At 71.1% G+C, this 15,622-nt stretch carries 6 protein-coding genes and 1 pseudogene; 3 read left to right on the plus strand and 4 right to left on the minus strand.

The window, feature by feature from the left end:
- Nucleotides 1-2: 2 nt before the first annotated feature.
- Nucleotides 3-584 (minus strand): hypothetical protein, encoded by a 582-nt coding sequence (locus ACGFIW_RS24585; RefSeq protein WP_393319975.1) that lies wholly within the window; start codon nucleotides 582-584, stop codon nucleotides 3-5.
- A 566-nt stretch (nucleotides 585-1,150) separates the two neighbouring features.
- Between ACGFIW_RS24585 and ACGFIW_RS24590 the strand changes: the two genes are divergently transcribed.
- Nucleotides 1,151-2,395, plus strand: a complete 1,245-nt coding sequence (locus ACGFIW_RS24590) for a PQQ-dependent sugar dehydrogenase (RefSeq protein ID WP_393319977.1) — start codon at nucleotides 1,151-1,153, stop codon at nucleotides 2,393-2,395.
- Nucleotides 2,396-2,504: 109 nt separating this feature from the next.
- On the opposite strand, the pseudogene ACGFIW_RS24595 reads toward ACGFIW_RS24590, so the two are convergent.
- Both ACGFIW_RS24595 and fxsT read right to left on the minus strand, forming a co-directional pair.
- Nucleotides 2,505-3,830, minus strand: a pseudogene (locus tag ACGFIW_RS24595) (FGGY-family carbohydrate kinase); the annotation flags it as partial.
- Nucleotides 3,831-3,898: 68 nt separating this feature from the next.
- Nucleotides 3,899-9,826 (minus strand): FxSxx-COOH system tetratricopeptide repeat protein, encoded by a 5,928-nt coding sequence (gene fxsT / locus ACGFIW_RS24600; RefSeq protein WP_393319980.1) that lies wholly within the window; start codon nucleotides 9,824-9,826, stop codon nucleotides 3,899-3,901.
- Between the two features lie 552 nt (nucleotides 9,827-10,378).
- On the opposite strand from fxsT, the gene ACGFIW_RS24605 reads away from it, so the two are divergent.
- Entirely contained in the window at nucleotides 10,379-11,581 is a 1,203-nt protein-coding gene (locus ACGFIW_RS24605) for a DUF418 domain-containing protein (protein ID WP_393319983.1), read from the plus strand.
- Between the two features lie 178 nt (nucleotides 11,582-11,759).
- Nucleotides 11,760-12,599, plus strand: coding sequence for a metallophosphoesterase family protein (locus tag ACGFIW_RS24610; RefSeq protein WP_393319986.1), 840 nt, complete (start codon nucleotides 11,760-11,762; stop codon nucleotides 12,597-12,599).
- 4 nt (nucleotides 12,600-12,603) lie between these two features.
- On the opposite strand, the gene ACGFIW_RS24615 is transcribed toward ACGFIW_RS24610, so the two are convergent.
- Nucleotides 12,604-15,366 carry an ATP-binding protein gene (locus ACGFIW_RS24615; protein WP_393319988.1) on the minus strand — a complete coding sequence of 921 codons (2,763 nt, stop codon included), beginning with the start codon at nucleotides 15,364-15,366 and terminating at the stop codon, nucleotides 12,604-12,606.
- Nucleotides 15,367-15,622 lie beyond the last annotated feature (256 nt).

A 15,622-nucleotide genomic window follows, 5' to 3' on the forward strand; every position in this document is an offset into this window, starting at 1 on the left:
GGTCAGAGACCTGCTGCGGCGTCGTACCGGCGGCGCTGGTCGGCCATTTCCGACTCGGTCAGCGCCTCCCTCATCGCCAATTCCTCGTACTTGTCCGGGAACATCTCCCGCAGCCGGTCGACGAACCTGACGTCGTCGGTCGCCTCGACCACCTGGATGCCCGGCGGGTCGGTGGACATGTCCATGATCACCGGACCGGCCAGCTTGACCGCCACGTCCCAGGGACGCTTCTGCTCGGCGACCCCGCAGAGGTGGAAGCCGTACACCGTCCGCACGTCGGCGAGCGCGGTCACGTCGGCCGGCTCGTAGCCGTAGACGCGGACGCCGCAGATCACCTGCGGCGTCGTCTCCGTGGCGGCCGCCTGCTGGGCATTGTGTCCGGCGTGGTTGTGCTGCCCCGGGTCCGCCTTCTCGAGCGTGGTCCGCATCCGGGCCGTGATCTGCCCCTGCAGATCCGCCGGCTCCGCCTCCGGGTCTGCCCGGTTCAGCAGTACGACCGTTGCGCCGGACACCACCAGCAGGATCACCGCCACCCAGACGAAGCGGTTTCGGTACCAACCCGCGAAACTCTCTCGGGAAATCATGACTGCTTCTCACCTCGTCGCCGGTACTGGTGGCTGGCAGGTCGGATCGGACGTCCCGGCAGGTCAGACGCCGAGCGCGTGGGCCGCCGACCGAGGGATGCCTACGGCGGCCAGGGCTGCCCACCCGGGGAATGCCCGTGACCATGGAAATGGCCCGGCGGTGCGGCAGGCGAGCGCCCGCCCAAGCGGCGCGCTGCCGACACTGCGATGCTCCCGTGCTGGCCGTTCCCAGCGCGGTTGCCCCCGCGCTGCGGCGATGTGAGCCATTCCAACACGTTTGGATCCGTTCTGGCAACATCGACGAGCATCAGCGCAGGCCACTCTCGACACCAGCAGGGACAACTCCGTCGAGCGGGACCGCGTACCCCACCACTTGATCATCGGCCGGGACAGGCCCCCGGGGACCGCGACGTGGGGCGCCGCAAGCAGCACGATCATGCGGATGAGCAGGTCCGCCGCCGACCGACAGGCAGCGACACGGCAGGTTTGCCATTCGCGGCAGTCGATGTATCTTGGGAACGCTCCCAGATTGCCACCTCCATTCCACCCGCTTGAGGAGCCCACACATGTCGCGACGGCGTTATCGCCCGGCCACCGTTCTGGCCGGACTGCTCGCTCTGACCCTGTCCGTGTCTCTCCTGCCACCGTCGCCGGTGGTCGGTGCCGCCGCGGCCGGCCCATCCCACACCCGCGCCGCGCCGCTCGCCGAACTGACCGTGACATCCGAACAGGTGGCCTACGGTCTGCAACGCCCCATCGCGCTCACCGGGCTGCCCGACGGCCGGATGCTGATCGCGGAGAAGAACGGCACCGTCCGCGCTTACCACCCCGACACCGGCCTCGCGGCCGAGCCGGTGCTCGACCTGACCGCCCGGATCGACACGTCGGACAACGAGCGTGGCCTTCTCGGCATCACGCCCGCGCCGAACTTCGCGCGGACCGGGATCCTCTACGTGGCCTACACGAGCCTGCCTGCCGGCGCGTTGACGCTGGCGCGAGTGCCCATCAGCGCACCCGAGCGGTTGCAGGTGCTGCTCACCCAGGAGCACGCGGAGTACGGCAACCACAACGGCGGACAGGTAGCGTTCGGCCGCGACGGATACCTCTACTGGTCCCTCGGCGACGGCGGCCACGCGAACGACCCGTTCAAGAGCGGTCAGAACCTCGGCACCCTGCTCGGCAAGATCCTGCGGATCGACGTCAACCGCAGCTGCGGGGGCAAGCGCTACTGCGTACCCTCCGACAACCCGTTCGTCCGCACGGCGGGCGCGCGGCCGGAGATCTGGGTCTACGGGCTGCGCAACCCGTGGCGGTTCTCCGTCGACCCGGTCGACGGCTCACTGTGGATCGGCGATGTCGGCCAGGGCCTGGTCGAGGAGATCAACCACATCCGCCCGTCGCAGCGTGGGGCGAACCTCGGCTGGTCCTGCCGGGAGGGCACTCCCGTCTTCGACCAGACGCAGTGCCGCCCGGGCGTGCGGTTGACCGACCCGGTCTTCGAGTACGAGCACTACCTCACGGAGAACTGTTCGGTGACCGGCGGCGTGGTGTACCGAGGGTCCGAAATCCCGGAGGCGTGGGGGACCTACGTCGCGAGCGACTACTGCTCGACGCTCGCCTTCGCCGTGCGCCCCAAGTCCACGGGCGGCTACGAGTCCGCCACGATCGGCAACTTCCCCATCCAGCCGACCGCGATCGGCACCGACGTGCGCGGCGAGTTGTACGTGCTCAGTGACCTCCCGGGGTGGCTGAGCCGGGTGCGGTTCGAGCGGGTCCAGCCAGCCGCTGGCGGCGGGGCGGCAAACCGCTGAGTCTCGGGCAACCCCCGCGCATCAGCGACACTCCCGGGGACGGCCGCATCGGAGCGGCCGTCCCCGACGCACGTCGATGCGGGCCCCGGTGACGGCAGCGGGCGTGCCGTCAGTCAGCGCGGTCGGAGACGTTCGCGCGGGCGGCGGCGTACCGTTCGCGGACTGCCGGCACGGCGTCCGCGTCGTACACCTCGACCTGCCCGATCGTCCACGCCGGCGGCCGCTGGTCGCCCGACAGCACCCAGGCCGCCTGGCGGGCGGCGCCGTCCGCGACGTACTCCCCCAGTGGGGGGACGAGCACGGGGCAGCCGAAGACCGTGGGCGCGATCCGGCGGACCGCCTCCGAGCGGGCGCCGCCGCCGACCAGGATGATCCGGTTGACAGTCGTGCCCTGCGCGATCATCGCATCCAGCCCGTCGGCGAGTGCGCACAGAATGCCCTCCACCGCCGCACGTGCCAGGTGCGCGGGGGTCGAGGTCCGCAGTGTCAGGCCGTGTACGGCTCCGGTGGCGTGCGGACGGTTCGGCGTACGCTCGCCCTCCAGGTAGGGCACCAGGACCAGTCCGTCGGCGCCCGGCGGGGCGGACAGCGCCAGCGCGGACAGCGCCGAGTGGTCCACCCGCAGCATGGTCGCGGCCGCGTCCAGCACCCGGGCGGCGTTGAGCGTGCACACCACCGGAAGGAAACGGCCGGTGGTGTCGGCGAACCCGGCCACGATCCCGCTCGCGTCGGCGGCTGGCACATCAGAAACGGTGGACACGATGCCGGAGGTGCCGATCGACACGATGACGTCGCCCGACTCGGCGCCGACACCAAGCGCCGCCGCGGCGCAGTCGCCTGCGCCGGGACCCAGCGGCGCGCCGGTGCGCAGGTGCCCGGCCCGGCCGGTCGGCCCGAGCACCCGCGGCAGCAGCAGACCATCCCGACCGAACGCCAACCGGATCAGGTCCGACCGGTACGCACCGGCCGCGGCCGACCAGTACCCGGTCCCGCTGGCGTCGCTGCGGTCGGTGTACAGGGCATCCAGCCCCGGCGCGCCGGCCAGACGCCAGGTCAGCCAGTCGTGCGGCAGGCAGACCGCAGCCGTACGGGCCGCGTTCTCGGGCTCGACCGAGGCCAGCCAGCGCAGTTTGCTGACGGTGAAGCTGGCCACCGGTACCAGGCCGACCGCCTCCGCCCAGGCTCGCCGCCCGGCCTCGCCGCCGCCGAGATCCGAGATCAGGTCGTTGGCGGCGCCGGCCGAGCGGGTGTCGTTCCACAGCAACGCGTCCCGAACCACGGCGCCTTCGGCGTCCAGGCACACCATGCCCTGCTGCTGCCCGGCGACCGAAAGGGCCGCCACGTCGTCCAGGCCCCCAGCCTGTGTGACCGCGTCGGACAGCGCGGCCTCCCAGGCTGCCGGCGGCACAGCGGTGCCGCGCGGGTGCGGTGCGCGGAGCCGTCATCGGCCCGGTCGCCACCCGGGGCGTTCAGCACGGGTATCCAACCGGAACGGAAGGCAGCTCATCCGCGACGACGACCGTCCCCATCGGTCCAGAGACCCGTTGCTCTGCCGATGACAAGTGGTTCGAGGTCGACAGTCAGCCTCGCCCGGTCATCCGCGCCACCCGCGACGTTTGTCGCGGCCGCCACGGTCAGCGGGTGTCGGGGACCGTAGCGGGCGGCCAGCAGGGCGTGGGCCTGTTGGTCGAGGCGTCTCGCCCGGTCGCTGTCACCCAGGGTGGTGGCGTAGTTCAGTCCGGCGGCCAAGACGTACGGATGGCGCTCGTCGAGCCGTTCCCGGAGACGCTCCACGCATTCTTCCAACACCTCGCGGGCATCCGCGAGGTCCCCGGCACCGATCAGGACGACACCAAGCGTGTTCGCGACCACCTGCGTGAGCGGATGGCGCTCTCCGTACGTGTCGCGGTACACCGCGACCGCGGCAGTGGCGTGTCGCCTCGCCTGGTCGCTGTCACCCAGGGCCGAGCAGATGCAGGCCAGCTCCGCCTCGCAGGCGGCAGCCTCGGGGTGTTGCCGACCCGGTATCGCCGCCCAGCGTCCGCGAGCGTGTGTGACCAGGGAGTGGGCCTCTTCGAGGTCCCCCAGACGCCGCAGGCTCAGCGCGAGGTTCCGGGCGACGCGCAGGCTCAGCGGATGGTCGGTGCCGAACGCACCGCTCGCGATCTCCAGGGTCCGGGCCAGTTGGCTGCGCGAACCGTCGTAGTCGCCGAGCTCGCGCAGGTCGCGACCGTAGCTGTCCTCGCTCAGCAGAGTCGCCGCGTGCCGCGGACCGAGGCTACGCAGCCTGCGACCGTAGGTGTCCCAGTCCCGCTCGGTCGCCTCGGTGAACTCGCCGAGGAGGAGCAGAGCGACAGCCAGGTCGTGGCCGGCCGCAAGGGTCCCCGGATCGTTGGCGCCGCCGGTCGACAGGCGTTCCTCCCAGATGTCGCGTGCCACCTCCACGGCACGCGCGAAGTCGCCGGACAGGGCGGGGCGGTCCTCCGGCGCGCCCTCGTCGGACAACCGGCCGACGATGGCCCGGGTGGCGGCACGCTGCTCGTCGGGCAGCATCTCCTGGATGACGCGCCGCACGAGCTGATGCGTGCTGACCGTGGCGGCGTCGGTGTCGATCCGCACCAGGCCGAGCCGGGCGATGTCGCGAATCAACGCCGCGGTCGAGCCTTCGAGGTCGGGTTCGTACCTTTCGAGTTCCTCCAGGACCACCGGCGACAACAGCACATGAATGGGAGTCGTCTCCTGCTCGAAGCAGGCGATGAGTTCCAACAGTCGGTAGGCGGCCGGACGCTGCGCACGAAGGCGCTGGGCCGTCAGCCCCAACGTGGACGAGGCCCCCTGGAGGGTCGGCATGCGGTCGAGGCTCTCCAGAAACTCCGGCACCGGCATGGCCGTCGTGGCGAGCGACGCCCCGGCAAGGCTCAGCGCCAGCGGGTGGTCGCCGAGGCGTTCGGCGATCGTCGAGGCGTCGTCGGGCGCAAGTCCAGGCATTCGACGCGCGATAAGTTTGACGGACTCGGCCCGTTCGAACCCAGCGAGTTCCAGGACATCGACCTCGTCCCGCCAGGCCGCGCTGCGCGAGGTGATCAGCACGCTGCCGGGGCCGCGGGGCAGGAACCGCCGCAGGGTCTCCGGGTCGTCCACGTTGTCGAATATGACGAGCCAGTGGTCCGTCCGGTCGAGGTGATCCAGCACGTTGCCCGTGAGGTCGGGGCCGAGCGCGGCTTCGAGTTGCGCGAGCTGAGCAGGGATCGAGCGGGGATCCTCGGCCGACACCCACCAGACGAGCCGGTACGCGGAGGCGAAGCGGTGGGCGTACTCCATCGCCAGTTCGGTCTTGCCGGCGCCGGCCATGCCCTGGATCACCGTGGTGCCGTGCTGGGCCAACCGTTCGTACAGCGCCTCCAGAATGGTGCCTCGGCCGACGAATTCGAGGTTGCGCGGCGGCACCTGCCACACCTTTGGTGCAACGGTGGGCATCCGGGGCAGGGCTCCCGGGACCCGGCGAACCGGGTTCGGCGGCTGTAGCGCGGCGAACAGCGCCTCGCGTGCCGGGCCTTCGGACATGCCGACCAGGTCGATGGAGGGAATGGCGGCGAAGGCGCGAGGTGGTCGGACCGCGCCGACCCGGATCGGCAGCAGGAACGGGGCGGGACCGTGCGGCGGTCGCTCGCCTCCGACGCGCCCGACGTCGGCAGCTTCCGCCGTCTCCAGGTAGTCGCGTGTCAACACCACCACCATCCGGTCGGCGCCGTTCATCGCCGCCGTCCAGTCGCGGACCTCGAACAGTGTGCTGGGCTGGCCTGCCGACTCCAGCTCGGCACCGATCCACTCGGCCCACATCCGGTCGGGCGCCGCGTAGCTGATCGTCAGCGAGGTCGATGCGGATCGCGCCGGGCGGCGGGTGAAATCGGCCAACCAGCGGACGCGATCCCGGTCATCCATCGGCGGAAGCTCCAGGCGGATGCCGGTCAGCTCGCTGGTGAGCCGCTCGTACGCCGCGAGCAGCGAGCTTCCCATCCCGGGCCGGTCGCCGAAGACCGCCAGGATTTCCTCGTATGCGTAGAACGGCTTGTAGGGGATCTCCACCTCTGCCCAGTACCGGTCGAGGTCGGCGCGGCCCGACGACGTGAGCATCGGGTCGAACCGCGCTCGGGCGTACGCGCGGCCGGCCTCGACCTTCGCCATCTCGCCGTCGTCGACGCGCATCGGCACCGGGAACACCCGCACCGGATTAGCCGGTCGTGTCTGGCCGATCGACCGCGCGACGTCGACAGCGCCCTCGATGCTCGTCTCACTGATCGTGAAGCAGTTGACCACCGTGTCGGGGAACTGGACGGTGGCGATACCGGCAACATCACCCAGGCCCGTCCGGCTGTCGATCAGCACGAAGTCGTAGCTGCGGCGCAGGTTCGCCCTGAGCGCCTCCAGGAGGGCGTACCCGTCGCGCCGTTCGTAGAAGGCGCTCCACTCGAACGTGGCCACAGCCCCCGAGTACGAGGCGTCCTGCCGCCCGGGCGGGATGAGGTCGATCAGGCCGTTGCCCGGAAAGGCCCAGCCGAGCCTGAGGGCGTAGGCACTGACGTCGGCGGACGCCTCCGCCACCGCGGCGAGGTCGTCGTTTGTCGCCATCCACGTCTCGGTGAACGTGTGAAGCATGTCGATCAGGCCAGGCGACGTCCGCAGCGCCTGATCGGACAGGAAGGGTCGGTAGTACCGGTGCAGGCTTGGCGACTCCAGATCCCAGTCGAGCACGGCGACGCGGTAGCCGTTGCTCGCGAGGATCCAGGCGACATTCGCCAACGCCATCGTCCGGCCGGTGCCGCCCCTGTACGAGTAGAAGGTGATGATCTGACCGGATCCCGTCGCCTCGGCGGACCGGGAGACGCCGCCGTCCATCGGGTTTCTTCCGGCGACGCCGAACAACCCCTCGTCGATACGGTCGCGACCGCTCCGACCGGGCCTGGTTGCCGGATCGAGCGCGATGCGCATTGCCGGCAGCCGGCTGGCGAGCGTGTCGTCCATCGCAAGAAGCTGACGGACCAACGGCTCGGCGTCGTTGTCGTCGAGTTCGAGAAGCGCTGTGGCCGCCGCCGCCCGCGAGTCGAGTTCACGGTCTCCGTCGGTGGTCAGCCGTCGTACCCAATCGAGGTGCTCGGCGGCGGCGACCCGGAGCAGGGCGCGGGCCGCCTGTAACCGCAGGTCGACCCGCAGGGCACTGTCGACGCAACAGCCGCGGAGCGCCGTGATTCCCGACGGGTCGCCCGCATCGGCGAGTTCGAGTGCGACCGCCAGCCGGTATCCCGGCTCGCTGTGGCCCTCGGTGAGTGCTCGGCGGTACGCGAACGCCTGGAGATGGCTCGGAGCCGAGGCCGCCTCGGCGTCCGTGGAACGAGAACCGGCTCGCTCCGGCGCGGTCCGCTGCACCCAGTGGCGGACGCTGCCGGGCAACGACGGGTCCGCGACGAGCATCTGGACGCTGTTCGAGGTCACGGCTGCCTCGTCGAGAGCGTCCGCGATCAGCAACCGCACCCAGGGCCGCGCGGCGGCGTCCGCGACGATCGCGCGCAGCGCGGCGACGACATCGTCATCACGGCACAGCACGATCAGTACCCGCAGAGCCTCGGGTGCGGTCGGATCCTCGGCCGCGAGTTGGGCGAGTAGGGCATCGGTGACCCGGCGACGCAGAGGCCCGGCGACGTCGATGCCCTCGGCGAGGATCTCGCCGGCGATGGCGACGTCGGTGTCCTGACTGTTCAGGAGTGTCTCGACGAGCGGGTCCGCCGGTACGTACTGTCGGCGGCCGAGCACGAACAACGCCAGGTTGCGACGGTTCGGGGCCCGCACGTCGGCAAGCCACGCGGCTTCGTCGAAGTGCCTCGCCCGTTCACCGGCCGCGAGGAACTCCGCCAGGCTGCGGTGGGTGAAGGCGAGGCCCGAGCCGCGCTCGACAAGCACGGACGTGCTGGTCAGCATCGCGCGGACGTGCCGGTCCCAGTCGGGAACCGCGTCGAGCGTGTCCGGTGGCGCGTGGTCACGCACCCAGGTACGGGCCTGCTCGACAAGCGACAGCGTGTCGTTGGTCACCTGCGCGTCGGCGAGGCTCTCGACCAGGTTCTTCAGATGCCTGTCGAGCCACGCCCAGAACTGCCGGCCGGGATCGCCGTAGCGCTCGAATTCGGAGCGGATCCGGTCGCGCTGTTCGACGGCCGCCGGCCGGCCAGCGAGCAGATGCCTGACGAACTCCGCGTACAGTTCGGTGCGGCTGCTCGGGAGCGGTCGTTGCTGATCATGCTCGAAGACCAACGCCGCGATGGTGGCCAGCAGCGGCACCTCGACGACGGTGCCAAGCCGGGCTGCCGCGATCGCGCGGAGGTACCGTCGCGCGGCAGCAGCGCCGTTACCGCCCTCGGCCCGCGCCGCGAACCACCTCTCGGCAAACGTCTCCAGGTCGGTGGAATCGAATCGGCGTAGCGCGAACTCCACCACGGACCGGCCCTTGACCTCGGCCAACTCGCCGAAGAGCAGCGGACGGGTGGCCACCAGAAACCGTTGTGCCGGATCCGACTGGTGTAACCAGCCCGCGATTCGAATGACCACGTCCGAGCGGTCGTTGCCGCTCAGCACCTCGTCGACTCCGTCGATCAGGATCAACCACCGGGTGCCGGGCAACGGAGGCTGCGTGAAGTTCACGGCGTCGACATTGGGTCGGCTTCCCTGCCGGTGGGCCGTCGCCAACGCGTCGGGAAGGCGTCGGTCGACCAGAGCGGTGGCCGGCACCGCGACCGGCACGACCGGCCCGAACGGCGCACGGCTGAGCCGGGTGCCGCGCTTGGCGTCGAGCCACCACCGCGACTGCAGGTGCTGGATCAGCGCCACCATCGTGGACTTACCCATGCCCGGCTCGGCCACCACCAGGGCGTTGTCGAAGCGGTCCAGTAGCTGCGGAACCGTCAGCACCGCAGGCTGCGCCTCGCCGGTGAGGTCGGCCGGCGTCACTGCCCGCTGCTCGACGTAGATCTTCGGCAGGGCCGGGGCGTGGCCGGAGAAGAACTGATACCTGTGCGTCGCCGCGTCCTCCCACTGCGCGGTCAGGAGCGCACGCAGCGGATGCTGATCGGCGAGCAGCGGCCGGCGGCGGTCGACGAGATACATCGCCGTGGAGACGGCGCCGAGGACCAGCGCTGCCACGGACATCGGCACCACGAGCCCGAACGTCCTGCCCCCGAGGAAGTGGAACACGGCGACGACGAGCGCGAGCAGCCCGCAGACAACGCTGACCCACAGCCAGCGTGAGGGTGCGGCGACCGAGCTGCGCCTGGGCGACGCCGTCCGGGCGTGCAGAATGACGAGGACGACACTGAGGACGCCTGCCGCCGCCCCGACAATGGAGCCGAGGTGATCGGCGAACTCCAGCCACGCCGGCCCACTCATGCCCAGAGGTTAGCGGTGGGTGACCACCCCGGGGGATCGACCTGACGGATGGCGCGCCGCAGCCAACGGATACGTACCGCCCGACATTTCTCGGATGCGGATCCTGGGCGACGCGACACGTCGGCGACTCCTACTACGACGATTCCTTTGTCGAATGACCCCACGGACCGGGCGCTCTGCACTTCCAGCGCATGACGCTGGAAGCCTTCCTCGGTGAACTCTTGGACGCGGGACTCACCCTGGAGAAACGTGTCGAGCCACGGCCCTGCGTCGAGCTCCGAGAGGTCGACGAAGCGGCTTACGCACGCCTGACCGAACGACCTTCCTTTCTCGCCGTGCGAATGCGGTCCGGAGGCCGAGAACCGGCTACCCGCACCACACGTGCCGTCTGCGCTCCGGTATACCGGCGACGTCCAATGCTGGCCGGGAGCCGGGGTAGGGCCTACCCCACCGGCGACCTTCCCGCTCACTGGATGTCATCCGGACGGGCCGCTTCCTAGGGTCACAGGAGAGTTGTCTCACGCTGTTCCTGTCCGTTCCGGAGGTAGTCACGTGAATCCTTCCATCGAAGACCCGACAGTCGAGAATCGAGCGCCCGGGACGCTCTCCCGGATCGTCGACGTCGATGCCCTGCGCGCCGTGGCGCTGCTATTCATCCTGATCGTCAACATCGCCTTCTTCGCCTCCGGCTATTCCTTCCAGCTCATTCCGGACCCCGCCCACGACTCGTGGAGCGACCGGACGGTGGTGTGGCTTGTCGAGATGATGCTCGCCATGAAGGCGTACCTGCTCTTCTCCTTCCTGTTCGGCTACAGCTTCACGCTCCAGCTCGACTCCGCCGCACGGCGCGGCGTCGACTTCGCCCCACGGTTCCGGCGACGGCTGGCCGGGCTCTTCGTGATCGGCATCCTGCACGCGGTGCTGCTGTTCCAGGGCGACATCCTGACCACGTACGCCTTGCTCGGCCTGGTCCTGCTCGCCATGCGGGGAGTCAAGGTCGGCACCGCGCTGCGCACCGCCGTACTGGTGACCGCCGGGATCGGCTTCGTCCTCGCGCTCGCCGCCACGGCCGGGACCCAGTTGGTGACCGATCCGGCGACGGCACTCGCGGCGGGGCAGCGGTCCACCGAGGCACTACAGGGCGGCCTCGGCTCCGTGATCGCCGAGCACGTACGTCAGCTCCCGGCGATGTTCGGCGCGCTCCTCGTGCAGGGGCCGCTCGCCCTCTCGGCCTTCCTCTTCGGTTACGCGGCCGGGCGGCGCCGGCTCCTCACCAACGTCGGCGGTAACCGGCAACTCCTGCGTCGCGTACAGCAGGTGGGCTACCCGGTCGGCCTGGCCGGCGGGGTGATCTTCGCATCGGGCGGCGGCACCTCCAACCTGACCGGGCTGACGGCGGGAGTGCTCACCGCGCCGCTGCTCGCGGCCGCGTACGCCGCCAGTCTGCTCCAGTTCTTCCAGACCGACCGGGGGCGCAGGGTCGTCGCCGTGCTCGCGCCGGCCGGCCGGATGTCCCTGTCGAACTACCTGGGTCAGTCGCTGCTCTGCGTGCTTGTCTTCACCGGCGTCGGGCTGGGCCTCGCCGGTACCGTCGCGCCCCCGGTCGTCGTCCTCATCGCGGTTGCGATCTACGCTGTGCAGGTCGCCCTCAGCGCGGTGTGGATGGCCCGGTTCCGGTACGGGCCGATGGAGTGGCTGTTGCGGGCCTGGACCGAGCAGCGGTGGCCACGGCTGCGGGCCGGGGCGCCGGCATGACGGGCCCCGGTGGGGCGGCCTGCCGCCCCGGTGCCGGCTCGCCCCGGTCTCCGCTGGCCACTGCCCGTCCGCGCCGGCCGGACCGACCCACGCCGATCCGAACCTCGTCGGGCTCAACTCGGTCGGGACGGCCACACGGCGATGAGGGCGCACCACCGCGACGGGCTAGGGTGGCCGGGTGGAAGCGCCCGGAAAGCTGCTGGCGATCAGCGATCTGCACGTGTCCTATGCGGACAATCGCCGGTTCGTCGCCGACGAGCTGCGCCCCGAGTCCAGTGCCGACTGGCTGCTGGTGGCCGGTGACATCGGTGAGCTGGCGGCCGACGTCGAGTGGGCGCTCGACCTCCTCAGCAGGCGCTTCGCGACAGTGGTGTGGGCGCCCGGCAACCACGAGCTGTGGACGACGAAGGACGACCCCGTGCAACTGCGCGGCGAGGAGCGTTACCGGCACCTGGTGTCGGTGTGCCGGCGGCTGGGCGTGCACACGCCCGAGGATCCCTACCCGGTGTGGCGTGGGGCGGGCGGGCCGGTCACCGTCGCGCCGCTGTTCGTGCTCTACGACTACAGCTTCCGGCCGGCCGGCGCGCGGACCAAGGAGGAGGGCCTGAAGCTGGCGTACGACGCCGGCGTGGTCTGCACCGACGAGTTCATGCTGCATCCGGACCCGTACCCGAGCCGGGACGCGTGGTGCCACCGGCGGGTCGCGGAGACCGAGGCCCGCCTCGCCGCCTGCGACCCCGGCCTGCCGACCGTCCTTGTCAATCACTTCCCGCTGGTCCGGGAGCCGACCCGGGTGCTGCACTACCCGGAGTTCGCGCAGTGGTGCGGCACCGACCGGACGGCGGAGTGGCACCTGCGCTACCGGGCCGCCGCGGTGGTGTACGGCCACCTGCACATTCCGCGTGTCACGTGGCACGGCGGGGTGCCGCACACCGAGGTCTCGGTCGGCTATCCGCGCGAGTGGGGACGGCGGGGCTCGCGCCCGCCGGGGCCGCGGCAGATCCTCCCCCGGAGCTGACCGCTCACTTCTCCTTCCGTACCCGCCGTGGATGGGCGTGGACGTGCAGCCCCGGCGGGAGGTCGGTGCGGCGGCGCACCCGGAGCTTGCGATAGACCCGGGTCAGGTGCTGCTCGACGGTGCTGACCGTGAGATGCAGCTGACCGGCGATCTCCCGGTTGCTGTGGCCGAGGGCGGCCAGGGCCGCCACCCGCCGTTCGGCCCGGCTGAGCATGGTGCCCGGATGGGCCTCCGAGGCACGGGAGGACGCCGGCGACCGCTGCGGCAGCATCGGCACGCCGCACTCGATGCCGAGCTGCTGCGCGAGCTGGCGCACCAGCTCGGCCCGCCGGGTCTCCCCGCTACGGTCCAGGGCCACGCTCAGATCGGCGTACGCGTAGGCCAGCTCCAGCCGGTCGCCGGCCGCCTTGAGCAGACTCGTCGCCTCGCTCAGCAGCGCCGGTCGCATCGCCTCGTCGCTGACCGAGGCGAGGATCCGCAGCGACATGCCACGGGTACGCAGGTGCCCGGGGCGCAGCCGGGCCAGCTGATCCTGCACCAGGGCCCGCGCCTGGCCGGTGCGGCCCTGCGCGGCGTAGGCCCGGGCGACAGCGGTCCGCCAGGGGATCAGCGCCGGCAGGTCGAGCTGCCACCTGATCAGCAGCGTGCCACAGGTCTCGATGTCCGAGAGTGCCGCCTCCGGATCCCCGCCGGCCAGCTGGTACAGGCCCCGCGCGTAGAGATAGTGCGGCCCGAGCGGCGTCTCGAACATCGCCGCCGGCACCGGGATGTTGAGCTGACCCGCCGCGAGCCGGAAGTCGGCGGCCTCGGTCGCCGCCCGCAGCAGCGTGCTCAGCGGCACCCCGACCAGGATGCCCCAGCTCCTCGGCGGCAGCAGTGTCAGCGCGGCGCGGGCCTGCGACTCGGCGCCGCACAGGTCGCCCCGACGCAGCGAGATCTCGGCCCGGATCGCGGTCAGGATCGCCCGCCAGGTCTGCGCCCGAGCCGGAGTGGCCGCGGCGAGCAGGCGGTCGCACCAGACCGCGGCCATGTCGAGGCGGTCGCTGAGCAGGAGCGAGGTGAGGGTCATCGTGGATCCGGCGATCATCGCGCCGTCCCAGTGGCTGCGCTGGAGCAGTTGCAGGGCCAGCTGCACGGTGGAGCTGTCCGGACCGTCCTCCAGCACCGTCCACAGTGATTTCAGGACCTGCCGCATCGACGCGGCGGCCGGATGCATCGCCGATCCGCTCGCGCAACCGCGCAGCGCCTCGGTGTGCCCGGGGAACGCGAACGCCGGGAGCTGGCGGGTGTCCTGCCTGGTCGGGTCGGCTCCGGCCGGGTCGGCGTGCCGGTCGTCGAGGTCGGCCATCAGACGCAGCGCCTCGTCGAGACGGCCGTACCAGAGCAGGTAGCGGGCGACGGCGACGGTGTCGGATTCGTCGAGCAGACCCTGGTGGGCGTACGAGAGCGCGTCGTCGAGATACCGGATCGCGCCGTTCGGGTCGATCCGCCACGCCGCGCGCAGGAGCATCGACGCGATTGTCGCGCGTTGCCGTTCGTCCCCGGCGCCGGCCGCCAGCCGCAGGTAGGCGAACGCGTCCTCGGTGTCGCCACCCGCGGTGAGGATGTGCTCGGCCGCCTCGCGCAGCACCGGCGCCATCCAGGGCGCGCCGACCCGCTCGGTGGCGGCGATGTGCCGGGCGATGTGCCCGGCCCGGGCGCCCTCGCGGCGCAGCACGGCCGCCGCCCGTTCGTGGACGTCGGCACGTTCGGCCGGGTCCATGTCGTCCAGCACCGCCGCGGCGACCCGCGGGTGCCGGAACCAGCCCGCGTCCAGCAGCGCCGCCCGTTCGAGTTCGGCAAACGCGCGCCGGGCGACGTCGGCCGGCATGTCGAGCATGTGACCGACCCGCTCCGCGGGCGCCGGCTCGCCGAGCACCGCCAGGCACTGCGCGGTGCGCCGCATCAGGGTGTCGCCGCGGTGCAGGCAGGCCACCACGGCCCGCTCGAAGGACCGGCCGGGAACCGGCTCGGCCGGATCGCCGGGCGCGCCGAAGCGGACGTCGTGGGCGAGGGCACGGACCAGCAGCGGATTGCCGCCGGTCAGCGCGTACGAGGCAGGCGCGAGCACGGTGGCCCGCTCGTCGTCCAGCAGTTCTCCGAGCAGACCGGCCACACCCTCGGCGGACAGCGGCCCGACGCTTATCGACACGCATCCCGGACGGCGGCTCAGCTCGGCCGCGAGCAGCGGATGGCCCGGCCGGACCAACAGCCCCTCGGTGACGACGACCAGCACCCGGGCGCTCTCGGCACGGCGCGCGAGCTGCGCCAGGAAGAGCAGCGAGGGCACGTCGGCGTACTGGACGTCGTCGATGCCGATCACCAGCGGTTCGTGTTCTGCGAGCGCCAGCAGGCGTTGGGTGAGTCCACGTAGGACCGGGGCGAGCGCCTCCTCGAGCGCCTCCGGCTCACCGTCGTGCAGAACCGCGGCCAGTACGCCGTCGTCGAGCATGCGGCCGGACTCCGCCGCCTCGACGCCGGCCTGGCGGGTGGCGCGGAACAACTGGGCGACAGTGCCCAGCGGCAGCCGCCGCTCGGTGCGTGAGGCGTTCGCCTCGATGTAGCGGGCGCCCGCCTCGACAGCCGTCTTGCCGAAGGCGTGTAGCAGTGCGGTCTTGCCGCCGGCCAGCGGGCCGCTGACGACGACGACCCGGCCGTGCCCGTTGACGCAACTCCGGTAGGCATCCTCCAACGTCCGCAGTTGCTGTCGACGTTCGCTCAGTGACATGTTCCGGGCCCCCCGCAGCACATGGTTCGAATGTCGAATCCACTTTGACGCGAATCATTCAACTTTCTGCGGGACGATCCCCGCATCGGGTGCTCCGGAGATCCTATCCGCGAGATCGGAAAACCCTTCGGTAACTTTTGATTCGATCCACGCGGAGGACCACAGGAATTGTTGCCCAATACAACGAATGCATATCTGCGGCTTTTGCCGTCGACCTCGCATTTGGGTGGTTATCCGGTAGGGAGGGGAATCCGTC

The organism is Micromonospora sp. NPDC048935, from assembly GCF_043197875.1.
Classification (GTDB): Bacteria; Actinomycetota; Actinomycetes; order Mycobacteriales; family Micromonosporaceae; genus Micromonospora.

Excerpts from the sequence above, each read along its gene's own strand:
- ACGFIW_RS24590 (WP_393319977.1), top strand. The coding sequence starts at position 1,151 with ATGTCGCGACGGCGTTATCGCCCGGCCACCGTTCTGGCCGGACTGCTC.
- ACGFIW_RS24615 (WP_393319988.1), bottom strand. The coding sequence starts at position 15,366 with ATGTCACTGAGCGAACGTCGACAGCAACTGCGGACGTTGGAGGATGCC.
- fxsT (WP_393319980.1), bottom strand. The coding sequence starts at position 9,826 with ATGAGTGGGCCGGCGTGGCTGGAGTTCGCCGATCACCTCGGCTCCATT.
- ACGFIW_RS24585 (WP_393319975.1), bottom strand. The coding sequence starts at position 584 with ATGATTTCCCGAGAGAGTTTCGCGGGTTGGTACCGAAACCGCTTCGTC.